Source organism: Streptomyces sp. DSM 40750 (assembly GCF_024612035.1).
Taxonomy (GTDB): Bacteria; Actinomycetota; Actinomycetes; order Streptomycetales; family Streptomycetaceae; genus Streptomyces.
Map to the genome: position 1 here is coordinate 2,060,655 of NZ_CP102513.1, position 26,482 is coordinate 2,087,136.

Genomic DNA, 26,482 nt, shown 5'->3' on the forward strand with positions numbered 1-26,482 from the left:
CACCCGAACGGGCGAGTGGTGAGTAAGACCACAAATCCACGGTTCCGTTGGGATTTTCGGACGTCCGTGCGTCAAGATCCCTTCCTGACGACAAGCCCCCGCCGCAGCGGCGGGGCGATCCGGGTGGACGCCGAGTCCTGCCGCCGCCCGGATGACCGGTCGACAGAAGTGCATCGGCAGGAGTGGAGGACCCAGGCACGACGGGTCGCCGGAACGGTCAAGCCATGACCGCGCCGAGCAGCCCTTGGGGTGAAGCCGCAGACGCGGCCGGGCAACTTCGCCAGCCCGAATCCGACAGGTCATCCTTCACAGGCGGCTGACGAAGGGTTGCGCATGACTGCGCTGAATCGTGTCCCGTCGCTGTTGACCCGGGCCGGCACGGCCTCGGCTCTGACCATCGCCGCCGTCGGCGGCAGCATCGTGGTCCCGGGCGTCGCCTCCGACGCCGAGGCCGTCACAGTGGCGTCGAAGGCACTCAAGGTCGCGGCTTCCAAGAAGGGCTCCCCTTACAAGTACGGCGCCACGGGCCCCAGCAGGTTCGACTGCTCAGGCCTGACGCTCTACTCGTTCAAGAAGGCGGGCAAGAAGCTGCCCCGTACTGCTCAGCAGCAGTACAACAAGACGAAGCACATCTCCGCGAGCAGCCGCACGCTCGGAGACCTCGTCTTCTTCCACTCGGGGTCGAACGTCTACCACGTCGGTATCTACGCGGGGAAGGGAAAGATCTGGCACTCGCCGAAGACGGGTGACGTCGTCCGGCTGCAGAAGATCTGGACGAAGAGCGTCTGGTACGGCCGGGTCCGCTGACCCACCGTCGGGGGGCGGCGGAGGACTCCGCCGCCCCCCGACGGGCGTGCCCCGGGCAGAACTGGTTACCCGTTCGTCCATGGCCGACGAACGCACCCGCCCCGCACGCGACGAGACGCCTCAGGAACGCGCCGATCGCAACTTCGCCGAGCTGCTGCAGGAATTGCGGGTCACCCAGACCGGGGTGCAGATCCTGTTCGCGTTCCTGTTGACGCTGGCCTTCACACCGCGCTTCCCGGACCTGGACTCCGTACAGCGCGCCACCTACGTCACCACGCTGCTCCTCGCGGTCCTCGCGGCGGCGCTCTTCACCGCCCCGGCCGCACTGCACCGCTCGCTCTTCCAGCAGAACGCCAAGCCCACCATCGTCCAGGTCTCGTCCCGGCTGGCCACCGCGGGCCTGATCGTGCTGATGCCGGCCTTCACCGGATCCGTACTGCTCGTCGTGGACGTGACGCTCGGCCGGACGGCCGGGATCATCGCCGGAGCCGGCACGCTCCTCGGATGTCTGCTCCTGTGGCACGTGCTCCCGAAGCTGGTGGGACGCTCCGGCGGCACGACGGCGCCGACGCCGCGTCAGGAGGAGACGACCCCCGTACGGCAGGGCGAGGACTCCGTCAGGGCTCCTGCTGACCGGCTGCCCTGACCGGCTGCACGGGGACCGTCCACGGCAGTTCGATCGCCACCGTCTTGCCGCCCTCCCGTGTGGGTCTGACGCTCAGCCTGCCGCCGCACTCGGCGGTCAGCCAGCGGATGATGACCATGCCCCGGCCGTTGTCCTGCTGGACGGCGGCGGGCAGGCGTTTCGGAAAGCGGGGATGGCTGTCGGTGACGCCGATGCGCAGCTGCTCGTCCCGGTCGAGGGCGATGTCCACGGTGAACGTGGGTGACTGACCCCGCGTGTGCTGGACGGCGTTGGTGGCGAGTTCGGACACGATCAGGCGCACGGTGTCCGCGATGTCCGTGTCGCTCGGCAGGCCCCATTCGGCCAGCACGGTGGCGACGTATTTTCGGGCCGCGGACACCGAGGCTGGATCGCTCGGCAGAGTGACGGATGCTTCCTGGTGATCTGCCATGGCGAGGCGTCCCTTTCCCACGGGACCGGTGTCCGACAGGGAGCGGATGGTTCGACTACGGTCCCGGACTGGTGCTTCGCGCCAGACTGCCACTACCTGGGCCGTCACGGGTGGCGATCCACCAAGATGTGCATATATCTGTCGCTCGAAGCGGTGAACTCTCCGACGGCCGACCGTATTTGCGGGGCGTCCGGGTCCATCCTCTGTCGTCACCCCGACTTCGCGCGCCGGGCGGAAGGAGAAACCCATGCAATACGGTCCGGCGGTGCGCCGCCGCAAGCTCGGTGCCGAGTTGCGCGTCCTGCGCACCCGTTCCGGTCTCACGAGTATCGAGGCGGCCCATCTCGTGGGCTGGCACCAGTCCAAGGTGAGCCGGATCGAGACGGGTGCCAGCGGGGTGAAGCCCACGGACGTACGCAAGCTGCTGGACGCGTACGGGGTCGACGACACCGAATTACGGGAACTGCTCATGGCGCTGGCGGGCTCCGAGGACGGCGGCGGGCGGCACAACTGGTGGCACGCGTACCGGGGTGTACTGCCTCCGACGTACCGGGACTTCATCAGCCTGGAGTCGCAGGCCAGCGGGATGCGGACGCTGGAGACCTCGGTGGTGCCTGGGCTGTTGCAGATCCCCGAGTACGCCCGGGCGGTGACCCTGGCCGCGGTGGAGGGGCTGGAAGACGACAAACTCGACGCGCTCGTGGAAGTGCGGCTCGCGCGGCAGGAAGTTCTGCGCGGGAATCCGCCGATGAAGCTGAGCGCCGTGCTCGACGAGGGCGTTTTGCGGCGGGAGGTGGGCAACCCCGAGATCATGACCCGGCAGCTGGGCCGTCTGGTCGAGGCGGCGGGCCTTCCTCAAGTGCGACTGCAGGTGCTGCCGTTCACTGCCGGGGCGCATATCGGCATCACCGGGCCTTTCGTAATTTTCTCATTTCGGAGCACCTCGGATCTGGATGTGGTTGTTCTCGACCACTTGACGAGTAGCCTCTACCTCGAGCGGAAAGAAGACCTCAAGGCGTATGTCGAGGCCTTCAAAGCCCTTCAGATCCACGCCCTTTCGCCCGAGGACTCGTTGGATTACATCGCCGGGCTCGCCGCCGGCGCGTAAGGAGGCACCATGTCCGCACTGCCTCGGAACGTACCCACCAGTACCGAACTGCACGGGGTGCGATGGCTGCGCAGCAGCCGCAGTACCGGAATGAACAACTGCGTGGAAACGGCCCGTCCCGGGTCCGGCCGCTGGGCCGGACTTGTGGCCGTCCGCGACTCGAAGAACACGGCGGGGCCCGCCCTGTTGTTCGACCCCGAGGCCTGGGAGGGATTCATCACCACGCTTCGGTGACCACCACCGGCAGCACGCGTACTTCCGCTTACGGCGACGCTCGGCCGGGACGCCGACTCACGGTCGCGTATTGCCGATGATCCCCACGGCTCGGTCGATCTGCGCCTCCGTGAGATCCGCGCGGGCGGTCAGCCGCAGCCTCGAAACGCCGTCCGGCACGGACGGTGGGCGGAAACAGCCGACGGCGAGACCCGCCGCCCGGCAGTCCGCCGCCCACCGCACCGCCTGATCCGGGGACGGCGCGCGCACGGACACCACGGCGGCGTCGGGCCGCACCGCTTCATGGCCCGACGCCGTCAGCCGTGTGTGCAGCTCCCGCGCCACCTCGCGGGCCCGTGCGGCACGCTCCGGCTCACGGCGCAGCAGCCGGAGCGCGGCGAGCGCCGCCCCGGTGGCGGCCGGGGCGAGGCCCGTGTCGAAGATGAACGTACGGGCCGCGTTGACCAGGTGGTCGATGACATGCGCCGGGCCGAGGACGGCACCGCCCTGGCTGCCCAGCGACTTCGACAGCGTGACCGTCACGACGACGTCGGGGTCGCCCGCGAGCCCCGCCGCGTGCGGCGCGCCCCGGCCGCCGTCGCCCAGGACACCGAGTCCGTGGGCGTCGTCGACGACGAGCCCGGCGCCGTACTCACGGCAGGCGGCGGCCAGTCCGGCCAGCGGGGCGGCGTCGCCGTCCACGGAGAAGACCGTGTCGGAGACGGCGATGGCGGGCCCCTGGCCCGTGCTCAGCGCCTTGCGGACGGCGTCGGGGGCGGCGTGGGCCACGACCTGGGTGGTGCCGCGGGCCAGCCGGCAGCCGTCGATGAGGGAGGCGTGGTTGCCCGCGTCGGAGACGACCAGGGAGCCGTGCGGCGCGAGCGCGGTGACGGCGGCGAGGTTGGCGGCGTAGCCGGAGGAGAAGACGAGGGCGGCCTCGAAGCCGCAGAAGGCGGCCAGCTCCCGCTCCAACTCGCCGTGGAGTTCGGTGGTGCCCGTGACGAGCCGGGAGCCGGTGGCGCCGCCGCCCCACCGGCGCGCGGCCTCGGCGGCCCCCTCGGTGATCTCGGGGTGCCGGGCCAGACCGAGGTAGTCGTTGCTCGCGAGGTCGAGGAGCGGCGAGTCGGCGGGACGGGGGCGCAGCGTCCGTACGAGCCCGGCCCGGCGGCGCGCCGACGCCTGCTCGTCGATCCAGCCGAACGCCATGGGTCCTCCGGGGTGATGTGGGCAGCCCTGGGCGCCGGGGCTGTGGTGGACAGCGCGGCGGGGGCTTTTGTAGGCAGTGCACAGACACTAGTGGCACGACCGGCCGCCCACGATGTGGCGATACCCACACGTCGATCCCACTCTGTTGTCCGAACTCTCCTTGGCCGGGAGCGGTCCCGTAGGACAGGATCGGCTCTCATGGACCTGCTGAACACGCTGGTGGACAAGGGGCTCCGGCGCGAGCCGCTGAGCCGTGCCGAGGCGCTCGCCGTCCTCGGCACCTCCGACGACGAGCTGTTGGACGTGGTGGCCGCGGCCGGAAAGGTGCGTCGGCACTGGTTCGGGCGCCGGGTGAAACTGAACTATCTGGTCAACCTCAAGTCCGGACTGTGCCCGGAGGACTGTTCCTACTGTTCCCAGCGGCTCGGCTCCACCGCCGGCATCCTCAAGTACACCTGGCTGAAGCCCGACGAGGCCTCCAAGGCCGCTGCGGCCGGGCTCGCCGGGGGAGCCAAGCGGGTCTGTCTGGTGGCCTCCGGGCGCGGTCCGACCGACCGGGACGTGGACCGGGTCTCGGACACCATCAAGGCGATCAAGAATCAGAACGAGGACGTGGAGGTGTGCGCCTGCCTCGGTCTGCTCTCCGACGGCCAGGCCGAACGCCTGCGCGAGGCGGGCGCGGACGCGTACAACCACAACCTCAACACGTCCGAGGCGACGTACGGCGAGATCACGACGACGCACACGTACGCCGACCGCGTCGACACGGTCCAGAAGGCGCACGCGGCGGGTCTGTCGGCCTGCTCGGGCCTGATCGCGGGCATGGGCGAGACGGACGAAGACCTCGTGGACGTGGTCTTCTCCCTGCGCGAACTGGATCCGGACTCGGTGCCGGTGAACTTCCTGATTCCCATCGAGGGCACCCCGCTGGGCAAGGAGTGGAACCTCACTCCCCAGCGGTGTCTGCGGATCCTGGCGATGGTCCGCTTCGTCTGCCCTGACGTGGAGGTCCGGATCGCGGGCGGCCGCGAGGTCCACCTCCGCACGATGCAGCCGCTGGCTCTGCACCTGGCCAACTCGATCTTCCTCGGCGACTATCTGACCACCGAGGGCCAGGGCGGCAAGGCCGACCTGGAGATGATCGCGGACGCCGGGTTCGAGGTCGAGGGCACCGGTCAGGTGACGCTGCCGGAGCACCGGGGCGGCGGCTGCGGGGCTCAGGAGAGTGCCGGGTGCGGATCGCACGAGACCGCGGGCGCGGGCTGCGGGTCGCACGCGGGTGGCGGTGTCTGCGGTTCGGCCGCCGAGGCGCCGGTCGGCGAGGCCCGTACCGATCTCGTGGCCGTACGCCGCCGGGGCGTCGGAACGGACCTCGCCCCCAATGCCTGACCTGCCCCACCCGACCGTGCCCGAGCTGCTGGAGCTCGACCGGCGGCACGTGTGGCATCCGTACGGGCCCATGCCGGGCCGGCAGGAACCGCTCGTCGTGGAGTCGGCGAGCGGCGTGCGGCTGAGGCTCGCCGACGGCTCGGGCGAGCTGGTCGACGGCATGTCGTCCTGGTGGTCGGCCATCCACGGCTACAACCACCCGGTGCTCAACGAGGCCGCGCGCGAGCAGCTGGGGCGGATGAGCCATGTCATGTTCGGCGGGCTCACGCACGAGCCCGCCGTACGGCTGGCGAAGCATCTTGTCGACATGTCGCCCGAGGGTCTGGAGCATGTCTTCCTCGCCGACTCCGGCTCGGTCTCCGTCGAGGTCGCGGTCAAGATGTGCCTGCAGTACTGGCGCTCGCTCGGCCGGCCCGGCAAGCGGCGTCTGCTGACCTGGCGCGGCGGCTACCACGGCGACACCTGGCAGCCGATGTCGGTGTGCGACCCGGAGGGCGGGATGCACGAGCTGTGGCAGGGCGTCCTGCCCCGGCAGGTGTTCGTGGACGCGCCGCCGACGGAGTACGACGAGTCGTACGCGGAGGAGTTGCGTTCGGCGATCGAGCGGCACGCCGAGGAACTGGCCGCCGTGATCGTGGAGCCCGTGGTGCAGGGCGCGGGCGGGATGCGGTTCCACTCCCCCGCGTATCTGCGGGTGCTGCGCGAGGTGTGCGACGCGCATGACGTGCTCCTGGTGTTCGACGAGATCGCGACCGGTTTCGGACGCACGGGCGCGCTGTTCGCCGCGGACCACGCGGCGGTGACCCCGGACGTGATGTGCGTGGGCAAGGCGCTGACGGGCGGTTACCTGACTTTGGCGGCGGCCCTGTGCACGGCCCGGGTGGCCGACGGGATCTCGCGGGGCGAGGTGCCGGTGCTGGCCCACGGGCCCACGTTCATGGGCAACCCGCTGGCGGCGGCCGTCGCCTGCGCCTCGATCGAACTGCTGCTCGGCCAGGACTGGCTGTCGGAGGTCAAGCGGATCGAGACGGGGCTGCGGGAGGGGCTGGCTCCGGCTCGGGAGGTGCCGGGGGTGAAGGACGTGCGCGTCCTCGGCGCGATCGGGGTCGTACAGCTCGACCACGCGGTGGACATGAGGGCGGCCACCGCGGCCGCGGTGCGCGAGGGCGTGTGGCTGCGGCCGTTCCGCGATCTCGTCTACACGATGCCGCCGTACGTCACGGGCGACGAGGACGTGGCACGGATCGCGCGCGCGGTGTGCGCGGCGGCGATGGCGGGATGACGGAAGAGGATGACATGACGGTTCTGGTGATCACGGGGACGGGCACGGAGGTCGGCAAGACGGTCACCACGGCGGCCGTCGCCGCGGTGGCCGTGGCGTCCGGCCGGTCCGTGGCCGTCCTCAAGCCCGCGCAGACCGGGGTACGGCCGGACGAGCGCGGCGACGCGGACGAGGTGGTCCGGCTCGCGGGCGCGGTCACGGCCCGCGAACTCGCCCGCTACCCCGAGCCGTTGGCTCCCGCGACCGCCGCCCGCCGCTCCGGCCTGCCTGCCGTGCACCCCGAGGACGTGGCCGAGGCGGCGGCCAAGCTCGACGTCGAACACGACCTGGTGCTGGTCGAGGGCGCGGGTGGCCTCCTCGTACGGTTCGACGAGGCGGGCGGCACCCTGGCGGACACGGCACGGTTGCTCGGCGCGCCGGTGCTGCTGGTCGCCTCGGCCGGCCTCGGCACCCTCAACACAACCGAACTGACGTCCCGTGAACTCGCCGTGCGGGAGGTGGAGTTGGCGGGTGTCGTGATCGGCAGCTGGCCCGGGGTCCCGGATCTGGCTTCCCGCTGCAACCTGGCGGACCTGCCGGTGGTGGCCGACGCGCCACTGCTGGGGGCGGTGCCTGCGGGGGCGGGGGCGTTGGAGCCGGCCGACTTCCGTGCGAAGGCCTCTGGTTGGCTGGCGCCGGGGCTGGGTGGGGTGTGGGACGCCGTTTCCTTCGGCATGGCGGAAGACGCGCCGTAGGGGTCCTGCTATTGGCCGACCGCGGGTTCGTTGTGGCTGATCGCGCAGTTCCCCGCGCCCCTGAAGGGGCGCGCACCCGGCCTCATGTTTCGCTCTCCCCCAGCAACCGCACCAACTCGATCCTCGACCTGATCCCCAACCGCGAGAACACCCCCCGCAGATGGTGGTCGATGGTGCGGGGACTGAGCAGCAGCCGCGCGGCGATCTCCCGGTTCGTGGCGCCGTCCGCGGCCATGCGGGCGATCATCAGTTGCTGGGCGGTGAGGCGGGTGGCGATGTCCTCGGCGGCGGGTGCGGCGGAGGCGCGCTCGCCCAGGGCCCGGAGTTCGGCACGGGTCTGGGCCGCGCAGTGCGGGGAGCCGAAGTGGTCGAAGGCCTCCAGAGCGCTGTGGAGGCGGTCACGGGCCTCGGTGCGGTTGCGGAGCCGCCGCAACGCACTCCCGAACAACAGTTCCGTACGGGCGCGTTCGAAGTCGCGGGTGCCGGACGCGTGCAGGTCGAGGGCCGTGCGGTAGTGCTCTACGGCCTCCTCCCCGGTCGCGAGCAGCGCACGGCAGCGGGCGCTGAGGGCGAGGTCGTCGGCGCTGCGGACGGTACGGGCCCAGCGGTCGTAGTCGGCGTGCGCGGCGCGGGCCACGCGGGTGTCGCCGGTGCGGACGGCGGCCTCGACGTAGTGCGGGGTGGCGATGTGCCGGATGGCCCGGTGCCCGTGCCCCGGGCCGAATCCGGCGAGGGCGCGGAGGCGGGCCGCCGAGGCGGCGTACCGGCCGGTGCTCAGGTCCAGGAAGGCGAGGGCGAACATCGCGAGCGCGGCGGGCAGTCCGAGGCCGCGCTCCAGGGCGTACACGCGGGCGGTCTCGGCGCGCTCCCGGCAGACCTTCTCGTCCCCGGTGACGGCCGCGAACATCGCGAGGGCGGCCTGGAGATGGCAGGCCCCGTTGTCCTGCCCTGTGGCGTACGCCTGGCGCAGGGCGTCCAGGGCGGCGGCCTCGGCGGCTTTGGGGCGCCCGGTCCAGAACTCGGCGTACGCCCGGAACTCCATGGCCTGCGGCACGGTCACCGTCTCGCCCCGGGCCCGGGCGGCGGCGGCCGCGCGGGAGGTGGCGGTGAAGGCGCGGGTGTGGTCGCCGAGGAGCAGGGCGGCGATCCCGGAGTGGATCAGCAGGGTGGGGTCGCCGCCGGGACCGCAGCGTCCGGCGGCGGCTTCGAGCACGTCGCGGGCGTCGTCGTACCGTCCCTCGAACGCGGCGACCAGTGCGCCGAGAGTGCTCGGCGGCAGGATGCCCAGCGCGTCGGCGACGGCCGCGGCCTCCCGGCAGCGGCGCAGGTCCCCGGTGTAGATGGCCGCCTCGGTGGCTCGGGCCAGCAAATGGGCGGCGGTGTCCGGGTTCTGGTCGCCGACGTGCCGGACCGTGGCGGTGAGCAGGGCGTCGAAGGCCTCGCCGGCGTTGCCGGCGCGGAGTGCGAGGAGTCCGCCGAGGGCGTCGTCGTCGGTGGCGGCGACGAGGCGGCGGGCCCGGTCGCCGTCGCCCGACTGCCAGGCCTCGGCGGCGGCGTGGGCGAGCAGGGGCATGCGTTCGGCCGGTTCGGGGGTGAGCGTGGCGGCGCGTTCGGCGAGGGCGGAGGCCAGGGCGGGGTCGCCGATGGCACGTGCCACCCGTGCCGCCAAGCGGAGTTCGGCGGCGAGGCGGCGGCTGGGGCCGAGGGCGGCGGCGGCCCGGTGCCAGGACCGGCCGGGTCTCTCGCCCTCGCCGCTCAGGACGCCGGCGAGGAGCCGGTGGGCCTCGCGCCGGTCGGCCGTGGACGCGGACTCGTAGACGGCGATCCGGGTCCAGGCGTCCCGGAAGACGATGCCCTGGGCCGTGGCGTGCGCGAGGCCCGCCGCCTCCGCCGTGTCGAGGGGACGGGTGTCGAGCCGGGCCGCCGTGACGGCCCGCGCGTAGGCGCGCGTCGGGACCGGGTACTGGTCGGCGGCGGCGAGGAGCAGCAGGAAGCGGGTGTCGTCGGGCAGGGCCCGTACGTCCCGCCGGTGGGCCCGCAGCAGTGCGGGGGCCAGCGCCAGGGGTTCGGCGGGAAGCGGGTCCAGGCCCGTGGCCTGGCGTTCCGTCAGGGCGGCGGCGAGTACCGCGGCGGCCCGCGGATCGCCGTGGGCGGCGTGCAGCAGGCGTACGCGCACGCCTTCGGACAGCGTGGGCGCGGCTGCCGACGCTGTGCTCGGGCTCGACCACATGTTCATGGGGGGCGGTGGCGAGCGATGCGGAAGGTGTGGGGGGTTCACCGGAGTCACCACACTCATCACGTTACTTGCGAGTTAACCGGCCAGTAAAGACCGGCGATTTCGCCGATGCGGCGCGCGTAGACCCCCCTGACACTCCAGACGAACCCCACCCGTTTCAGGAGGCACCATGCAGCGCCGCATGCGCCGTGTCGCCACGGCTCTCTCGACCGTGGCCACGACGCTCCTTCTGTCGCTCTCCTTCTCCGCGTCCCCCGCTCAGGCCGCGACCCACAACCCGGTCGTCTTCGTACACGGACTGAGCAGTTCGTCCAGCAGCTGGGACGAATGGGTCTCCTACTTCCAGGAGGACGGCTACTCCTCCTCCGAGCTGCACGCCTGGTCGTACGACTGGGCCAAGTCGAACGTGACGACGGCCCAGCAGCTCCAGACCAAGATCCAGAGCGTGCTCGCCGCGACCGGCGCCTCCAAGGTCGACCTGGTGGTCCACTCGATGGGCGCGCTCAACTCCCGCTACTACCTCAAGAACCTCGGCGGGACGACGTACGTGGACGACTTCGTCTCGACGGCCGGCGTCAACCACGGGACGACCGTGGCCGGATGGTGCCGCTGGCTCTACACGTCCTGCTCGGAGATGTACACCGGCAGCTCGTTCCTGACCTCGCTCAACTCCGGGGACGAGACCCCGGGCAGCGTCTCGTACGCCAGCTACTGGTCGAACTGCGACGACGCGCTCACCCCGGACACCACCGCGATCCTCAGCGGCGCCACGAACGTCGAGGTCGGCTGTGTCTCGCACACCGACATGAACAACGACCACGGCGTATACGAACAGGTCCGGGCCTTCATCGCCTGACGCGACCCGCCACCGCACGGACCCGTCGCACAGCCGTTCCCCTCGGCGGTGCGACGGGTGAGCCGTCGCTTCCCGGGGGACAATCGCGGTATCTGCCGTCCTCCTCGGGAGGTCCGTCATGGTCCGTGCCACCAAGGACGCCGTGCACCACCCCGTCTTCGCCCGGTTCTACGCCAGACTGAGCGTGTCGACGGAGCCGAAGGTGGCTCCCGTCCGTGACGAGCTGCTCGCCGGGCTCTCGGGGCGGGTGATCGAGATCGGTGCCGGCAACGGCTTGAACTTCGCGCACTTCCCGAGCACGGTCTCGGAGGTGGTGGCGATCGAACCGGAACGCTCCCTACGGCAGTTGGCCTTCGAGTCCGCCCTGCGCGCCGAGGTGCCCGTGGACGTGGTGCCGGGCGCGGCGGAGGCACTGCCGGTCAAGAGCGAGGCGTTCGACGCGGCCGTCCTCTCGCTGGTCCTGTGCAGTGTGCGGGATGTGCGGCGCTCGCTGAGCGAGGTGCGGCGGGTGCTGCGCCCCGGCGGTGAGCTGCGGTTCTTCGAGCACGGCCGGGGCGGCGGACGGGCGATGCGGACGGCCCAGCGGGCGCTGGACCACACGGTGTGGCCACTGCTGTTCGGCGGCTGCCATGTGAGCCGCGACCCGGTCGGCGCGATCCGGGCCGCCGGGTTCGAGGTCGGGACGGTCCGGGAGATCGTGGTACCCGAGAAGGGGCCGCGGGTGCCCTCCTCCTACTGTGTGGTGGGCCGGGCCCGGCGGCCCGAACTCGGTGACGTGGAGGGCTAGTTCACAGGCTCCACTTGCGCAGTTCCTGCGTGATGTCGTACACGGTGGCCGCACCGCTCTTGACCAGTCTGGCCAGTTCGCGCACCTGCTCGGCGGAGGTGACGACCTTGACGCCGCTGGCCACGAGGTAGCCGTAGGCGACCGCGGAGGCGAACAGCGCGTTGGAGCGCTCAAGGGCCGGGACGTGCATGAGGAGTTGGAGGAGAGCGGCGGCCCGGGCGTGCGGGGTGTCGTAGACGGGGACGTCGAAAATCTCGGCCTCGTGCCGGGCGACGGCCGCGACGAGGGCGCCCCAGTCGGTGACCTGGGGATCTCCGGGCGTCTTCCGTTCGGCGACCATCAGGAGCCAGGCGAGGTCGATTCTGAGCTGACTCAAGGGATCAGTGACGTCCCTCGCGCCGGCCTTCGAACTCGGCGCCGAACTCCTCGGCGAAGACCGCCTCGTACTGCTTCATGAAGTCGGCGGCGGACTCGACGAAGGTGTGGCCCGCTTCGCCGGCGTCCTGCCTGACCAACTCTTCTATGTACCGGTTCACACTCATCCCGCGCTCCAAAGCTCGCTCCCGGGCGGCGCGGGCCGTGTCCTCGTCCACCCGGACGTTCAGCTGGGTCTTGGCCATGACTCGACGCTAGCGCCGGAGCGCTAGCGGGGCAAGGGCGCCTTCGCTCCGTACCACCCTCGAGGGCGCAATATGAGTGCCCCTTACATCGACACCGGAAGCCCGACCTGCGATGGAGACGCCCTCGGACTTCGGGGGGATTCCTCGTGTGCCCTGGATCACACTAGGCTCGTCCGGGAACGCCCGGAATTCGAACTGGTTCGAGCCTGGAGGCCGTTTTGTCCACTGTTGCCGCTGAGCACGCCCTCGGCCGCGCGGAAGCCGACGGCATCGCCGCCCGCGCCCGGGCCCTGACGAAGGCGTACGGCTCGGGCGAGACGACGGTGCTCGCCCTCGACTCGGTCGACGTGGACATCGCGCGCGGCCGCTTCACCGCCGTGATGGGCCCCTCGGGCTCGGGAAAGTCCACGTTGATGCACTGTCTGGCGGGGCTCGACACCGTGTCGGCCGGGCAGGTGTGGCTCGGGGACACCGAGATCACCGGGCTCAGGGAGCGCGACCTGACGCGGCTGCGCCGGGACCGGATCGGGTTCATGTTCCAGTCCTTCAACCTGATCCCCACGCTGAACGCGGCCGAGAACATCACCCTGCCCATGGACATCGCGGGCAAGAAGCCCGACGAGAAGTGGCTGGACCAGGTCATCGACAGCCTCGGGCTGCGCGACCGCCTCAAGCACCGGCCCTCGCAGCTCTCCGGCGGCCAGCAGCAGCGCGTCGCCTGCGCCCGCGCGCTCGCCTCCCGGCCCGAGCTGATCTTCGCGGACGAGCCGACCGGCAACCTCGACTCCCGGGCCGGGCTCGAAGTACTGGGCTTCCTGCGCGAGGCGGTCGACCAGCTGGGCCAGACCGTCGTCATGGTCACCCACGACCCGGGCGCCGCCGCCCACTCCGACCTGGTGCTCTTCCTCGCCGACGGGCGGATCGTCGACCGGATGGAGCGCCCGACGGCCGAGGCCGTCCTGGAACGGATGAAGCGATTCGACTCGATCCGGGCGACCTTCGACCCGGAGGGCGCCCCCACGACCGGCCCGACCGACCTCGACAAGGACTGAGACCGTGCTCAAGGCGACCCTTCGGAGTTTCCTCGCACACAAGGGGCGGCTGCTGCTCTCGGCGCTGGCGGTCGTCCTGTCCGTGGCGTTCGTCGCGGGCAGCCTGATCTTCTCGGACACGGTCACCCGCACCTTCGACCGGCTCTTCGCCTCCACCTCGGCCGATGTGACCGTGGGCCCGAAGGACGACGACCTGGGGGGCCAGATGCCGACCGGGGCCGTGGAGACCGTGCCCGCGTCGCTGGCACAGCGGGTCGCGGGGATCGACGGCGTCGCGGACACCCATGTCGACGCGGCCGTGGAGAACATCACGGTCGTCGACAGCGAGAACGAGTCGGTGGGGCCGACGACGGGCGCCCCCACCATCGCCACCAACTGGTACCTCACCGACCGCAGCCCCGTAAAACTGACCGGCGGTCACGCGCCGGAGGGCCCCGACCAGGCGCTGCTCGACGCGGACACCGCGAAGAACAAGGACGTGGAGATCGGCGACACCCTGACGGTGCTCGCCCGGCCGGGCTCCTTCCAGGTGAAGATCGTCGGCATCGCCACCTTCACCACCACCAACCCCGGCGCCGCGCTGGTCTTCCTCGACACCCCGACCGCACAGACCAGGCTGTTGGGCGACCCCGACGCGGCGACGAGCATCTCGGTGACCGCGGCGCCGGGCGTGAGCGACACCCAACTGGAGCAGCGGATCGCCGACGAACTCGGCCCGGGCGCGTACGACTACCAGACCGCCGACGAGCAGGCCGAGTCGGCCGCGGCCTCGCTCGGCGGATTCCTCGACGTCATCAAGTACGTGATGCTCGGCTTCGCCGGCATCGCGACGCTCGTCGGGGTCTTCCTCATCGTCAACACCTTCTCGATGCTCATCGCCCAACGCACCCGCGAACTGGGTCTGCTGCGCGCGCTCGGCGCCGACCGGCGGCAGGTGCGCCGGTCGGTCCTCATCGAGGCGGCACTGCTCGGCCTGGTCGGGTCGACGCTCGGTCTCGCCCTGGGCATCGGGCTGGCCTTCGGGCTGATCGAGCTCATGGGCCTGCTCGGCATGAACCTGAAGGCCACCGAGATGGTGATCGGCGTGGGGACGCCGATCGCGGCGTACGTCGTCGGCCTCGGCGTCACCTTCGTGGCGGCGTACCTCCCGGCGCGGCGGGCGGCGACCGTGTCGCCGATGGCGGCGCTCTCGGACGCCGAGATCGCCGGGGTGGGGCGGCCGCTGCGGGTGCGCGCGGTGGTCGGCGGGGTCATCGGGGCGGCCGGTGCCGCCGCGCTCGTGGGGTGCGCGATGTCGTCGGACACGGGCTCGGCGGCCTCCCTGCTGGGTCTCGGCGTGGTCCTCACGCTCGTCGCGACCGTCATCGCGGGTCCGCTCCTCGTACGGCCGGTGATCCGGGTTCTCGGCGGCGCGTTCCCCGCGCTGTTCGGCTCCGTCGGCCGGATGAGCCAGCGCAACGCCCTGCGCAACCCGCGCCGGACCGGGGCCACCGCCGCCGCGCTGATGGTGGGGATCGCCCTGGTCGCCGGGATGTCCGTGGCCAGCGCGTCGATGACCAAGTCGTTCGACGACGAGATCGACAAGACGCTCGGCGCCGACTTCGTCATCCAGAACCAGAACTTCATGCCGTTCCCGCAGGAGATCACCGACAAGGTCCGCGCCACGGACGGCGCCGGCCTCGTCGTACGGCAGCGGTTCACCCCGGTCGCCGTACAGCTGCCGGACGGGAAACGGGTCGAGACGACCGCCGCGGCCTACGACTCCCGGCTCGACGAGGTCGCGAACGTCACCTACGCCCGGGGTGACAGCACCGCCGCGCTCGCGGACGGCGGTATCGCCATGGACGTGGACTTCGCGCGGGACCACGACGTGACGATCGGCAGCACGGTCCCGGTGCGGTTCCCGGCCGGGAAGGACACCGAGCTGAAGGTGACCGCGCTCACCGACCAGGACACCGCCGACGGCTTCGGGATGCAGGGCGGGCTGTACTTCGGGATGGACACCATCGAGCGGTACGTGCCCGAGGGCCAGGACTCGGCGCTGTACGTGAACGCCGGCTCCGGCGTCGGCGCCGACGAGCTGCGCGCGAACCTGGAACGGACGCTGGACAGGTATCCGCAGGTGCAGGTCCGTGACCAGGCCGACTACAAGGAACTGATCCGCGGCCAGATCGCCGTACTCCTCTATCTGGTCTACGCGTTGCTCGGCCTCGCGATCGTCATCGCGGTGCTCGGGGTGGTCAACACCCTCGCCCTGTCGGTGGTGGAGCGCACCCGGGAGATCGGGCTGCTGCGGGCGATCGGGCTGGCCCGGCGGCAGCTGCGGCGGATGATCCGGCTGGAGTCGGTGGTGATCGCCGTGTTCGGGGCGGTCCTCGGCCTCGTGCTGGGGCTGGTCTGGGGTGTGTGCGTGCAGCAGGTGCTGGCCCTGTCGGGCATGAAGGCGCTGGCGATCCCGTGGGGCACGGTCGTCGCCGTGGTGATCGGCTCGGCGGTGGTGGGCGTCGTGGCGGCCCTGCTGCCCGCGCTGCGCGCGTCGCGCATGAACGTGCTGGCGGCCATCGCGCACGAGTGAGCGGGTGAGTGTGCGGGCGGTGAGCGAGTGAGCGCGCGGCGGCGGCACAGGGCGTGTGAATGTGCTGGCGGCACTCGCACACCAGTGATGTACTCGCCGGTATGCCAGGCTCAAGTCCCTTTGAGGTGAGGAGAGTTCATGCCGCGCCCGTTCCGCTTCGGAGTCAATCTGCTCAGTCCCACGTCGGCCGCCGAGTGGCGCTCGAAGTGCCGCCGTGCCGAACAACTCGGTTACGACGTGATCCTGGTCCCGGACCATCTGGGCATGCCGGCCCCGTTTCCGTCCCTGGTCGCCGCGGCGGAGGCGACCGAACGCCCACGGCTCGGCACGTTCGTCCTCAACGCGGGCTTCTGGAACCCGACGCTCCTGGCACGCGACGTGGCCACCACGGACGCGCTGACCGGCGGGCGGCTGGAGCTGGGGCTCGGCACCGGGTACGTCCAGGCCGAGCACGAGAAGGCCGGTCTGCCCTGGGGTTCGCCGCGCGAACGGGTCGACCATCTGCAGCGCACCATGGAGGAGTTGGAGCGACTCCTGGGCTCCGAGGAGCACGAGCCGCGCCCCACGCAGGGGCCCCGGGTGCCGCTGCTCATCGGCGCCAACGGCGACCGGATGCTGCGGATCACCGCCGAGCACGCGGACATCGCCGCGTTCACGGGCGCGCGGACGGTGGAGGGCGGCAAGCTGGAACCGCTCACCGCCGAGGAACTCGACGAACGGGTGGGCCGGTACAAGGAGTTCGCCGCCGGGCGGAAGGAACCCGCCGAGCTCAACCTGCTGATCCAGATCGTCGAGATCACCGGGGACCGAAGCGCCGCCGTGCAGCCGTGGCTCAGCCATCTCCCGAACCTGAGCGAGGAGCAGGTCCTCCAGTTGCCGCTGGTCCTCGTGGGAACGCTGGAGGAGATCGTCGACCAGGTGCTGGCGCACCGGGAACGGTACGGATTCTCGTATCTGACCGTCCTGGAGCCGAACATGGAGGTGTTCGCCAAGGTCGTCGAGGCGCTGCGCGGCAGGTGAGGTGAGCACGTTGTCCGGATCCTGGAATTCCGGGTCGCCGTCCGAGCCCCGTGATGGGCTCGGCCCATGACCGAACTGCGCATACGGGCCGCGACGCCCGACGACCTCGACGCCGTACTCGCCTTCTGGAAGGTGGCCGCCGAGGGCACGAGCATCAGTGACGACCGCGACGGCGTCGAGCGGCTGGTGGCCCGTGACCCCGAGGCGCTGATCCTCGCCGAGCTCGGCGGTGAACCGGTGGGCACGGTGATCGCCGGCTTCGACGGCTGGCGGTGCCATCTGTACCGGCTCGCGGTGCACCCGGAGCGGCGGCGGCAGGGCATCGGCTCGGCGCTGCTGACCGCCGCCGAGGAGCGGTTCGTACGGCTCGGGGGGCGGCGCGGCGACGCGATGGTGCTCGTACGCAACGAGACGGCCCAACATGCGTGGCGTGCGGCCGGGTACGCGCCCGAGGAGAAGTGGCGGCGGTGGGTGAAGCCGCTCGGAGACTGAGGGAGCCGGGGCGCCCGGGGACGGCGACAGGGCACTTTGCCGATCCTTTACCATGGGTGGACCAGTCAACCTCTACGGAAAGGTTGTGAGCGTCCGCCCATGGGCGAGCCTCCCAGTACCCGCCCCGGTACAGGTCGTACCCGAGCCGGTGCCCGACATCGCGCGATCCTCCCGCCGCTGCCCGATCATGGGACGGAGGTGACCCGATGACCGAAGTGCTCCTCCTCCTGGTGGCGGTGCTGCTCTCGCTGATCTGTGGTGCCTTCGTCGCCGCCGAGTTCTCGCTGACCACGGTCGACCGCGGCCAGCTGGAACGGGCCGTGGAGCGCGGTGAGAGGGGTGCCGCCGGCGCCCTCAGGGCCGTACGGAATCTGACGTTCCAGCTCTCCGGTGCCCAGCTCGGCATCACCGTCACCAATCTGGTGGTCGGCATGCTCGCGGAGCCGTCGATCGCCAAGCTGATCGCGGGCCCGCTGGAGGCGGTCGGCGTGCCGCGTTCCGCGTCGAGTTCGGTGGCGCTGGTGATCGGTACGGCCCTGTCGACCGTGGTGCTGATGGTCGTGGGCGAACTGGTGCCCAAGAACTGGGCGATCTCCGCGCCGTTGCCCGTGGCGAAGAAGGTGGCGAACCCGCAGCGCTGGTTCAGCGCCGCGTTCCGCCCTTTCATCACGCATCTGAACAACACCGCCAACCGTCTCGTGCGTCTCTTCGGCGTCGAGCCCGCCGAGGAGCTGGCCTCCGCACGCGGCCCCCAGGAGCTGGCGGCCCTCGCCCGGCACTCCGCCAAGGCGGGCGCGCTGGAGGCGGACACCGCCGAGCTGTTCGTGCGGACGCTGAACCTGGCCGATCTGACCGCGGAGAACGTGATGACCCCGCGCGTCCAGGTCATCGCCCTCGACGCCCTGGCGACCTGCGAGGACGTGGCGAACGCGACGCGGGCCACCGGCCTGTCCCGCTTCCCCGTCTACCGCGGCAGCCTCGACTCGGTCGTCGGCACCGTGCACATCAAGGACGTCCTCGCCGTGCCCGCCGCGCGCCGACTGCGCACCTCCGTGGCGGAGCTGCTGCGCGAGCCGCTGCTCGTCCCCGAGTCACTGACCGTCGACCGGGTCCTGGACCGGCTCTCGGGCAAGCGCACGATGGCCGTCGTCATCGACGAGTACGGCGGGACCGCCGGTGTGGTGACCCTGGAGGACATCGTCGAGGAGGTCGTCGGCGAGGTGCGGGACGAGCACGACCCGCACGAGACGCCCGACCTGGCCCCCGTCGGCACCGACGAGAACGGCCGCGAGCTGTACTCGGCGGACGGCTCGGCCCGCACCGACCAGCTCGCCCGGGTCGGCCTGCGCGCGCCGGAGGGACCGTACGAGACGCTCGCGGGTCTCGTCGCCACCGAGCTGGGCCGCATTCCCACCGTCGGCGACACCGTCGAGGTCGTCGGCTGGCGGCTCGACGTGGTGGACGCCGCCGGGCGCCGGGCCGCGCGGGTGCTGCTGCACGCGCCGGCCGACGCCGCCGACGCGCACGAGGAGGAGAAGCGATGACCGCCGTCCAGCTGCTGATCGGTTTCGCGACGCTGGTCGTCAACGCCTTCTTCGTGGGCGCCGAGTTCGCCCTGATCTCCGTACGCCGCAGCCAGATCGAGCAGCACCTCGAACAGAGCGGCAACGCCCAGGGCGACCGGCGGGCGCGCAGCGTGCTGTGGGGTCTGGAGCATGTGTCGGCGCTGATGGCGGCCGCGCAGCTCGGCATCACCCTGTGCACCCTGGTCCTCGGTGTGGTCGCGGAGCCCGCGATCGAACATCTGTTGGAGCCGCTGTTCCACGCGATCGGTGTGCCGGAGGGCGCGGGCCACGCGGTGTCCTTCGTGATCGCCCTGGCGCTCGCCACTTATCTGCACATGCTGCTCGGCGAGATGGTGCCGAAGAACATCGCGCTCGCCGAGCCGGTGCGCAGCGCCCTGCTGCTCGGCCCGCCTCTGGTGGCCCTGTCCCGCGCGCTGCGGCCGGTGATCTTCACGGTCAACGCCTTCGCGAACGCGCTGCTGAAGCTCATGCGGATCGAGACGAAGAACGAGGTCACGGCCACCTTCTCGGACACCGAACTCGCCCGTCTCGTCCGGGACTCCAGCGAGGCCGGGCTCATCGACGACCGCGCCCAGGAGCGGCTGCGCGACGCGCTGGAGTTGGGCCGCCGGCCCGTGCGCGACGTCGTGCTCCCGCTGGAGCGCGTCGTCTACGCGGGCATGGGCGTCACCCCGGAGGAGCTGGAGCGGCTGTCGGCCGAGTCCGGGTTCTCCCGCTTCCCCGTGGTCGACGAGGGGCGCCGGATCGTGGGCTACCTCCATGTGAAGGACGCGCTCGACGCGGCCCCGCGTGACATGCCGTTCTCCGTCCGGGACATGCGGTCCATCGCCCGGGTCCGGGAGACGACACCGCTGGACGACGTGCTCACCGCGATGCGCCGCAGCCGGACGCACCTGGCGGCCGTCCTCGGCGCGGACGGACGGCTCGCCGGCATCGTGACCATGGAGGACGTGCTGCGGGAGCTGTTCGGACAGCCCGCCGTCTGACGTCCGGAAGCTGAGGGAGCCGACCGACCGCCGGGTATGTGCACGGGATACCATCTCTGTCGCCATGCAGACGCATCCCCCTTACTCCAGCCTTGTCGCCGTCGGCGACTCCTTCACCGAAGGCATGTCCGACCTCCTCCCCGACGGTTCGTACCGGGGCTGGGCGGATCTCCTCGCGGGCCGGATGGCCGCGCGGACGCCCGGCTTCCGGTACGCCAATCTCGCGGTGCGCGGGAAGCTGATCGGGCAGATCGTCGCCGAGCAGGTCGATGTGGCCGCCTCGATGGAGGCGGACGTGATCACCATGGTCGGCGGCCTGAACGACACGCTCCGGCCCAAGTGCGACATGGGGCGGGTCCGCGGACTCCTGGAGGAGGCCGTGGAACGCCTCGCTCCCGCCTGCAAGCAGCTCGTCCTGATGCGCAGCCCGGGCCGCCAGGGCCCCGTTCTGGAGCGGTTCCGGCCGCGCATGGAGGAGCTGTTCGGCTGCATCGACGAACTGGCCGCACGGCACGGCGCCCTGGTCGTCGACCTGTACGGGGCGCCTTCGCTGGGCGATCCCCGCATGTGGGACGTGGACCGGCTGCACCTGACCGCCGAGGGCCACCGCCGGGTCGCCGAGGCCGTCTGGCAGGCGCTCGGCCACGAGGCCGAGGACGCCGAGTGGCGTACACCGATGCCCGTGACACCGCCGCCCGGATGGACCGCACGTCAGGTGGCCCACGCCCGGTTCGCCAGGCAGTACCTGCTGCCGTGGATCGGCCGCCGTCTCACCGGCCGCTCCTCCGGCGACGGCCGAACAGGCGCCCAGTTCAGCGCTGAGCTGGGCAAAGCCTTCTGGGTCACCCCTGTGGACCACACAAACCCCGGCCCTGTGACGGACTGGCGACGAGTGAGGCCCTGACCCGGCAAGGATCATCTGTTCAACAGCGGCGGGCGTCGAGCGCTTCGTCGTTGTTCCAGAGGACGGGCATGGCTCCCACGAGGTCGACCGTATTGCCGCAGACGTTGATCGGCACCTTGACGGGAACCTGGAGCACGTTCTCACTGAGAACTCCGGGAGACCGATCGCGGCGCCGTCAGCATGGGCATCGGGACACCGCGTTCCGCCTGCAGTTCGGCCCATGTCGCCCGGGCCCGTGCATGCATGATGGCGGGATGAACCATAGCGACCGGCGCTTCCACGTCATCGTGCTGTCGAACTTCGCGAAGGGCTTCGACAAGTACGCGAACGCTTACGGTAAGGCGGGGATTCCAGAAAGTACCTATCCCGACCGGTTCCACCTGCTGACCCGCGCGGAGTTGGGAATCGGCATCGGCAAGGCGCGACGCCTGCTGGACCGTCTGGCCATACCGGGCGACCGGCTGCTGGTGCTGGAAACCATGGTGGACCCCGACAAGCTGGTGCCCAACGTGTCGACCGGCCTCGGCATGGAACTCCACGAGGCTCGCATCCGGTTGTCGGCAGTCCACGAGCTCGACCAAGCGGGCGACGAGTTCACTCTGCGCCCGACAACCGTCGAGGACGCGATGGCGTCCTCCCTGCACCTGCACGGTTCGGCACTGCGTCGCTACGCCGACACGCGACCGCGCTCGGTGTCGCTTCTGCCGGTCGCCTCCGCCTGCCAAGCCCGGTGTTCGTTCTGCTTCTCCGCGGCTTCGATCTCCAGCGACCAGGCACCGGCACGGGTCCCGTGGGACGCGGTCGCCCACTGGCTGGAGCGCGCCCGTGCGGCAGGTGCCGAGCGTGCGGTGATCACCGGCGGCGGCGAGCCCACGCTCATACCGTTCGAACAGCAGCTGCGACTGGTGTCCGCCTGCTCGGCGGCCTTCCCGAAGGTCGTCCTGATCACCAACGCGCACACCCTGGCGAAAGGCCGGCACACTGATCGGGCCGACCGCCTCGCAGCCCTGAGCGGCGCGGGCCTGAGCGTGCTGGCGGTCTCCCGGCACCATCAGGACGACGCCGTCAACGAGCGGCTGATGATGCTGCGCACGCCGGTGAACTCCGTCATCGACACCTGGCGCGTGGAACGTGACCGCTGGCCGGGGCTGCGGATGAGGTTGATCTGTGTACTCCAGCACGGCGGTGTCGCCGACGCTGCCGAGGTCGCCGACTACCTTTCGTGGGCCGCAGCTCTCGGTGTCGAGGAAATCTGCTTCAAAGAGCTCTACGTATCCACCAGCACTGAGTCGCTCTACTTCGACCGCGCCGCCAACGTCTGGAGCCGAGAGCACCAGGTTTCGCTGTCCATCGTCACCGGGTTCGCCGAGCAGCACGGTTTCGAACTGGCGAGCCGCCTGCCCTGGGGCGCGCCGGTCTACCACGGCAGCTGGGACGGACGACCGATGCGGATCGCCGCCTACACCGAGCCCAGCCTGCTCTGGGAACGCACCAGCGGGATCGCACGCAGCTGGAACGTCATGGCCGACGGACGCTGCTACGCCTCACTGGAAGACCGGGCCAGCGAGATCGTGCCGGAAGGCGCAACGGCATGAGGTTCGAGGAGTTCCACGAATACCGGCAGCGGCAACTCAGTGCCTCCTCGTCGCTTCTGGACGCCGCCGAGACCAATGTGTACCGGGCGCTTGCTCCGGTGCGGCCGGAACCGCCGACCGACATGGCTACGGTGCACCGGTGCGATCTCGCCCGAGCCTGGCTGCACCGCTTCGAGCTGCCGGAAGAGTGGTCCGGCCACGCCATGGTCTGTCGAGGGGTCCGGCACGGGCTCGGTGTGGTGTTCCACCGGCTGCGCGCCGTGGACGCGCGGTTGTGGCTGCCCAGCGACGTGTACCCGGTCTACTTCGAGCTGGCCCGCGCCGCGGGCGTCGAGCCCCTGTCCTACCCGACGCTACCGGCGCCGGCCCTGCCGAGGTCGCCGGCGGACCACCGGCCCGAATACCTGCTGCTCGCCAACCCCAGCAAGCCGCTCGGCCGCTACCTGTCCGATGCCGAGTGCACCGCGGTGATTTCGTGGTTGCGGGAATCACCACGCCGCCGCCTGCTGATCGACAGCGTCTACGACCTGGGAGCCCCGTTCGCTGCCGGCACACGGCGATTGCTGGACACCGGTTGTGCGGTCCTGCTGCATTCGGTCACCAAGGGATGGCTGTGGCCACGCACGTTCGGCGTGGTCCTGCTGGGCCCGGCGCACGCCGAATGGGCCGAAGCGTTCCGGGCGGATCCGCCGACGCCGGCCCAGCTGAGGCTCGCCGACCGTCTGCTGACCGAGCACAGCGACGTGCCCCGGCAGGTAGTCGACGAACTGGCCGCACGGGCCGAGCGGTTGTTCGAACGGTTGCCGGACGACGTGCTCGGGGCGATTCCCACAGCGAGCCGGACGTGTCCCGGCAACTATTTCTTCCCGGTCGAAATCCCGGCGGAGACGCTCCACCGTGAGTGCGGCGTGCTCGCCATGCCGGTCGGCGTGTTCGGGGAGAGCGGTTGGTCCGGCTCCATCCTGACCAGCCTTGCTGACGCTTTCGGCCCGACGCCGACGGTGGCGCGATGAAGCCACTGGAGGACCTGGCCGTATACGACGATGCGGACTTCTACGATCACGAGTTCGCCGCGCGCACCCACGACATCCCGTTCTTCCTCGGCCAAGCGGTCCGGGCGGGCGGTCCGGTCCTGGAGGTGGCCTGCGGAACCGGGCGCATCACCCTGCCGATCGCGCGGGCGGGTGTCGAGGTCACGGGGCTCGACATCATGCCCTCGATGCTTGCGCGTGCCCGTCAGCGGGCCGAGGACGAGCGACTGCCGGTCGAGTGGCTGGAACAGGACTGCCGAGACATCCGCTCGGACAGGCGCTTCGCCCTGGTGTTCTCGGCGACCAACGCGATGCAGCACCTGCACGACCTGGATTCCGTGGTCGCGTTCCTCGCCTCGGCGCGAAACGTGCTGCGACCAGGCGGGACCCTGATCCTGGACGTGTTCAACCCCGACATGGCCAAGCTGTGCCGGCTCCCCGAGTCGCCCTACCACCACAAGTCGGTCGCGGACCGGGACGGGGCGAGGCTCGACGTGCGAGCGACGACCAGCTACGACGCCGCCGCCCAAGTGCTGCGCTTCACGCTGGACTACCTACGCGACGGCGTGTGCGTACGCACCAAGAAAGTCAGCATGCGCTGCTTCTTTCCCGAGGAACTCCTGGCGCTCTGCCGACTGGCCGGTCTCGACGTCGCGCAGCGCTACGGGGACTACGATCAATCCCCGTTCACGAGCACCTCGCCGAAGCAGCTCCTGTTCTGCCACTCCCGAACCGCCAACGGCCGGATCGGCCATCCGCCGTCGGTACCGGTCAAGCATCCGAGCTGAGCCGGCACCGCATTCCGGGCAACCATGCCTGTTCGGAGGCCGCACGAGCGGTGATCCTCGCTGTCGCCCCCGCGTTCCGGACGCGTTGACCCCATGGGTCCACCGTCCGGCGACGGCCTGCCGGCCAAACGGCCCGAGTTGCCGCCGTACGACGGGCCCGTAGCGTAGGGGTCCGGATACGGCGGTCACCGGAGGGAGCCAGGCGTGCCTGATGTGGTCACCACCGTCATCAACCTCAAGGGCCGCATCCGCGACTTCGGCCCCCGTCTGGAATACGCCCCCAGCGACCTGGTGTACATCGGCCGCCGCTGGACCATGGGCCACTGGGACCTGCCCCAGCACCCGCTGTACAACCCGTTCCAGTACGACACCCCGAAGAAGAAGCGCGACGGTACACGGGCCGAGGTGATGGCGAAGTACCGGGAGTACCTGATGGCCGACCCCGAGCTGCTGGCCCTGGTGCCGGAGCTGCGCGGCAAGACGCTGGCCTGCTGGTGCGCGCCGGAGCTGTGCCACGGGGACATCCTGGCGGAGATCGCCGACGGGCGGTGAGCGCGTAGTCGCAGGTACCGGCGGTGGCTGCCGTCGTCTCGTGGCCGCCGTGACCGGGCTTCGTAGGTTCCTCCGAAGAGCCCCGCTGCGCTCACCTGCACGAATCGCCAGTAGAATCCATCCACGTGACTTCTGCGCCAGCCAAACCCCGCATCCCGAACGTCCTCGCCGGACGCTACGCCTCCACCGCGCTCGCCACGCTCTGGTCGCCCGAGCAGAAGGTGAGGCTGGAGCGGCAGCTCTGGCTGGCCGTGCTGCGGGCCCAGAAGGACCTCGGCATCGAGGTACCGGACGAGGCGCTCGCCGACTACGAGCGGGTCCTCGACACCGTCGACCTGGCCTCCATCGCCGAGCGCGAGAAGGTCACGCGGCACGACGTGAAGGCGCGGATCGAGGAGTTCAACGACCTCGCCGGGCACGAGCACGTGCACAAGGGCATGACGTCCCGCGACCTCACCGAGAACGTGGAGCAGCTGCAGATCCGGCTGTCGCTGGAGCTGGTCCGCGACCGTACGGTGGCCGTGCTGGCGCGTCTCGGGAAGCTGGCCGGGGAGTACGGCGAGCTGGTCATGGCCGGCCGCTCGCACAACGTGGCCGCGCAGGCCACCACCCTCGGCAAGCGGTTCGCGACCGCCGCCGACGAGCTGCTCGTGGCGTACGGCCGGGTCGAGGAGCTGCTCGGCCGCTACCCGCTGCGCGGCATCAAGGGCCCGGTGGGCACGGCCCAGGACATGCTGGACCTGCTGGGCGGCGACGCCGCCAAGCTGGCGGAGCTGGAGGACCGGATCGCCGGGCACCTCGGCTTCGCGCAGGCGTTCACCTCGGTCGGCCAGGTCTACCCGCGCTCACTGGACTACGACGTGGTGACCGCGCTGGTGCAGCTGGCGGCGGCGCCGTCCTCGCTGGCGAAGACGATCCGGCTGATGGCCGGGCACGAGCTGGTGACCGAGGGCTTCAAGCCGGGTCAGGTCGGCTCGTCCGCGATGCCGCACAAGATGAACACCCGCTCCTGCGAGCGCGTCAACGGCCTCATGGTCATCCTGCGCGGCTACGCCTCGATGACCGGCGAGCTGGCGGGCGACCAGTGGAACGAGGGCGACGTGTCCTGCTCGGTGGTGCGCCGGGTCGCGCTGCCGGACGCGTTCTTCGCGCTGGACGGCCTGCTGGAGACGTTCCTGACCGTCCTCGACGAGTTCGGCGCGTTCCCGGCCGTCGTCGCCCGCGAGCTGGACCGCTATCTGCCGTTCCTCGCCACGACCAAGGTGCTGATGGGCGCGGTGCGCGCGGGCGTCGGCCGTGAGGTCGCGCACGAGGCCATCAAGGAGAACGCCGTCGCCTCCGCCCTCGCGATGCGCGAGCAGGGCGCCGAGCGCAACGAGCTCCTCGACAAGCTCGCCGCCGACGACCGCATCCCCCTGGACCGCGCCCAGCTCGACGCGCTCATGGCCGACAAGCTGTCCTTCACGGGCGCCGCGGCCGACCAGGTCGCCGTCGTCGTCGGCCGGATCGAGGAGATCGTGAAGCAGCGCCCGGAGGCCGCCGGTTACACGCCGGGAGCGATCCTCTGACCCGCTTCACCCGGGCCGA

At 70.9% G+C, this 26,482-nt stretch carries 27 protein-coding genes and 1 riboswitch; of the genes, 21 read left to right on the top strand and 6 right to left on the bottom strand.

The features are described 5' to 3' along the window. Window positions 1–159: 159 nt before the first annotated feature. Window positions 160–330, top strand: a riboswitch (cyclic di-AMP (ydaO/yuaA leader). Window positions 331–333: 3 nt separating this feature from the next. After that, window positions 334–807: a C40 family peptidase gene (locus tag JIX55_RS09135; RefSeq protein WP_257562800.1), complete on the top strand. Its 474-nt coding sequence runs from the start codon at window positions 334–336 to the stop codon at window positions 805–807. Between the two features lie 79 nt (window positions 808–886). Beyond that, the gene (locus JIX55_RS09140; protein ID WP_257562801.1) at window positions 887–1,453 is read left to right on the top strand and encodes a DUF6328 family protein; all 567 of its coding nucleotides are present in this window, start codon (window positions 887–889) and stop codon (window positions 1,451–1,453) included. Here JIX55_RS09140 and JIX55_RS09145 read toward each other — a convergent pair. Continuing rightward, window positions 1,425–1,883 carry an ATP-binding protein gene (locus JIX55_RS09145; RefSeq protein ID WP_257562802.1) on the bottom strand — a complete coding sequence of 153 codons (459 nt, stop codon included), beginning with the start codon at window positions 1,881–1,883 and terminating at the stop codon, window positions 1,425–1,427. The genes JIX55_RS09140 and JIX55_RS09145 overlap by 29 nt on opposite strands. Window positions 1,884–2,130: 247 nt before the next feature. On the opposite strand from JIX55_RS09145, the gene JIX55_RS09150 reads away from it, so the two are divergent. Both JIX55_RS09150 and JIX55_RS09155 read left to right on the top strand, forming a co-directional pair. Continuing rightward, on the top strand, window positions 2,131–2,991 hold the full coding sequence (locus JIX55_RS09150; protein ID WP_257562803.1) for a helix-turn-helix domain-containing protein: 861 nt from the start codon (window positions 2,131–2,133) through the stop codon (window positions 2,989–2,991). A gap of 9 nt (window positions 2,992–3,000) precedes the next feature. Then, entirely contained in the window at window positions 3,001–3,225 is a 225-nt protein-coding gene (locus JIX55_RS09155; RefSeq protein WP_257548139.1) for a DUF397 domain-containing protein, read from the top strand. 57 nt (window positions 3,226–3,282) lie between these two features. Here JIX55_RS09155 and JIX55_RS09160 read toward each other — a convergent pair whose 3' ends face one another. Then, window positions 3,283–4,410: an 8-amino-7-oxononanoate synthase gene (locus JIX55_RS09160; protein WP_257562804.1), complete on the bottom strand. Its 1,128-nt coding sequence runs from the start codon at window positions 4,408–4,410 to the stop codon at window positions 3,283–3,285. Between the two features lie 198 nt (window positions 4,411–4,608). On the opposite strand from JIX55_RS09160, the gene bioB reads away from it, so the two are divergent. From bioB to bioD, 3 genes are read left to right on the top strand one after another with little or no spacing between them, the layout of a single operon-like run. Then, the gene (gene bioB / locus JIX55_RS09165) at window positions 4,609–5,799 is read left to right on the top strand and encodes a biotin synthase BioB (RefSeq protein ID WP_257562805.1); all 1,191 of its coding nucleotides are present in this window, start codon (window positions 4,609–4,611) and stop codon (window positions 5,797–5,799) included. Beyond that, a complete protein-coding gene (locus JIX55_RS09170; RefSeq protein ID WP_257562806.1) occupies window positions 5,792–7,081 on the top strand; it encodes an adenosylmethionine--8-amino-7-oxononanoate transaminase in 1,290 nt (429 codons plus the stop codon). The genes bioB and JIX55_RS09170 overlap by 8 nt, the downstream gene beginning before the upstream one ends. Window positions 7,082–7,095: 14 nt before the next feature. Further along, window positions 7,096–7,815, top strand: coding sequence for a dethiobiotin synthase (bioD, locus tag JIX55_RS09175; protein ID WP_257562807.1), 720 nt, complete (start codon window positions 7,096–7,098; stop codon window positions 7,813–7,815). A gap of 82 nt (window positions 7,816–7,897) precedes the next feature. Here the strand turns inward: bioD and JIX55_RS09180 are convergent, their stop codons facing one another. Beyond that, window positions 7,898–10,051 carry a helix-turn-helix transcriptional regulator gene (locus tag JIX55_RS09180; protein WP_257562808.1) on the bottom strand — a complete coding sequence of 718 codons (2,154 nt, stop codon included), beginning with the start codon at window positions 10,049–10,051 and terminating at the stop codon, window positions 7,898–7,900. A 169-nt stretch (window positions 10,052–10,220) separates the two neighbouring features. Here JIX55_RS09180 and JIX55_RS09185 point away from each other — a divergent pair, with 169 nt between their 5' ends. Then, entirely contained in the window at window positions 10,221–10,907 is a 687-nt protein-coding gene (locus tag JIX55_RS09185; RefSeq protein ID WP_257562809.1) for an esterase/lipase family protein, read from the top strand. A gap of 118 nt (window positions 10,908–11,025) precedes the next feature. Beyond that, window positions 11,026–11,694, top strand: coding sequence for a class I SAM-dependent methyltransferase (locus JIX55_RS09190; RefSeq protein WP_257562810.1), 669 nt, complete (start codon window positions 11,026–11,028; stop codon window positions 11,692–11,694). A gap of 1 nt (window position 11,695) precedes the next feature. On the opposite strand, the gene JIX55_RS09195 is transcribed toward JIX55_RS09190, so the two are convergent. Together JIX55_RS09195 and JIX55_RS09200 are read right to left on the bottom strand one after the other, a co-directional pair. After that, window positions 11,696–12,070 (bottom strand): fic family toxin-antitoxin system, toxin component, encoded by a 375-nt coding sequence (locus tag JIX55_RS09195; RefSeq protein WP_257562811.1) that lies wholly within the window; start codon window positions 12,068–12,070, stop codon window positions 11,696–11,698. Between the two features lie 4 nt (window positions 12,071–12,074). Then, complete coding sequence (locus JIX55_RS09200) at window positions 12,075–12,314, bottom strand: toxin-antitoxin system HicB family antitoxin (protein ID WP_257562812.1); 240 nt, start codon at window positions 12,312–12,314, stop codon at window positions 12,075–12,077. 218 nt (window positions 12,315–12,532) lie between these two features. Here JIX55_RS09200 and JIX55_RS09205 point away from each other — a divergent pair, with 218 nt between their 5' ends. From JIX55_RS09205 to JIX55_RS09235, 7 genes are all read left to right on the top strand, one after another. Continuing rightward, window positions 12,533–13,366 carry an ABC transporter ATP-binding protein gene (locus JIX55_RS09205; RefSeq protein ID WP_257562813.1) on the top strand — a complete coding sequence of 278 codons (834 nt, stop codon included), beginning with the start codon at window positions 12,533–12,535 and terminating at the stop codon, window positions 13,364–13,366. 4 nt (window positions 13,367–13,370) lie between these two features. Then, complete coding sequence (locus tag JIX55_RS09210; protein WP_257562814.1) at window positions 13,371–15,941, top strand: ABC transporter permease; 2,571 nt, start codon at window positions 13,371–13,373, stop codon at window positions 15,939–15,941. 138 nt (window positions 15,942–16,079) lie between these two features. Continuing rightward, a complete protein-coding gene (locus tag JIX55_RS09215; protein WP_257562815.1) occupies window positions 16,080–16,961 on the top strand; it encodes an LLM class F420-dependent oxidoreductase in 882 nt (293 codons plus the stop codon). 66 nt (window positions 16,962–17,027) lie between these two features. Continuing rightward, window positions 17,028–17,453, top strand: coding sequence for a GNAT family N-acetyltransferase (locus JIX55_RS09220; protein WP_257562816.1), 426 nt, complete (start codon window positions 17,028–17,030; stop codon window positions 17,451–17,453). 206 nt (window positions 17,454–17,659) lie between these two features. Next, window positions 17,660–18,997 carry a hemolysin family protein gene (locus tag JIX55_RS09225; protein ID WP_257562817.1) on the top strand — a complete coding sequence of 446 codons (1,338 nt, stop codon included), beginning with the start codon at window positions 17,660–17,662 and terminating at the stop codon, window positions 18,995–18,997. Further along, complete coding sequence (locus JIX55_RS09230) at window positions 18,994–20,025, top strand: hemolysin family protein (RefSeq protein ID WP_257562818.1); 1,032 nt, start codon at window positions 18,994–18,996, stop codon at window positions 20,023–20,025. The genes JIX55_RS09225 and JIX55_RS09230 overlap by 4 nt, the downstream gene beginning before the upstream one ends. Before the next feature lie 64 nt (window positions 20,026–20,089). Continuing rightward, on the top strand, window positions 20,090–20,929 hold the full coding sequence (locus JIX55_RS09235) for an SGNH/GDSL hydrolase family protein (RefSeq protein ID WP_257562819.1): 840 nt from the start codon (window positions 20,090–20,092) through the stop codon (window positions 20,927–20,929). Window positions 20,930–20,948: 19 nt separating this feature from the next. Here JIX55_RS09235 and JIX55_RS09240 read toward each other — a convergent pair whose 3' ends face one another. Then, window positions 20,949–21,065 carry a chaplin gene (locus JIX55_RS09240; RefSeq protein ID WP_306819993.1) on the bottom strand — a complete coding sequence of 39 codons (117 nt, stop codon included), beginning with the start codon at window positions 21,063–21,065 and terminating at the stop codon, window positions 20,949–20,951. A 103-nt stretch (window positions 21,066–21,168) separates the two neighbouring features. On the opposite strand from JIX55_RS09240, the gene JIX55_RS09245 reads away from it, so the two are divergent. From JIX55_RS09245 to purB, 5 genes are all read left to right on the top strand, one after another. Beyond that, a complete protein-coding gene (locus JIX55_RS09245; protein WP_257562820.1) occupies window positions 21,169–22,524 on the top strand; it encodes a radical SAM protein in 1,356 nt (451 codons plus the stop codon). Then, the gene (locus tag JIX55_RS09250) at window positions 22,521–23,537 is read left to right on the top strand and encodes an aminotransferase class I/II-fold pyridoxal phosphate-dependent enzyme (RefSeq protein ID WP_257562821.1); all 1,017 of its coding nucleotides are present in this window, start codon (window positions 22,521–22,523) and stop codon (window positions 23,535–23,537) included. Before JIX55_RS09245 ends, JIX55_RS09250 begins: the two co-directional genes overlap by 4 nt. Continuing rightward, window positions 23,534–24,343 carry a class I SAM-dependent methyltransferase gene (locus JIX55_RS09255; RefSeq protein ID WP_257562822.1) on the top strand — a complete coding sequence of 270 codons (810 nt, stop codon included), beginning with the start codon at window positions 23,534–23,536 and terminating at the stop codon, window positions 24,341–24,343. Before JIX55_RS09250 ends, JIX55_RS09255 begins: the two co-directional genes overlap by 4 nt. Before the next feature lie 213 nt (window positions 24,344–24,556). Then, entirely contained in the window at window positions 24,557–24,895 is a 339-nt protein-coding gene (locus JIX55_RS09260; RefSeq protein WP_257569272.1) for a DUF4326 domain-containing protein, read from the top strand. A 125-nt stretch (window positions 24,896–25,020) separates the two neighbouring features. After that, window positions 25,021–26,463, top strand: a complete 1,443-nt coding sequence (purB, locus tag JIX55_RS09265) for an adenylosuccinate lyase (protein ID WP_257562823.1) — start codon at window positions 25,021–25,023, stop codon at window positions 26,461–26,463. Window positions 26,464–26,482 lie beyond the last annotated feature (19 nt).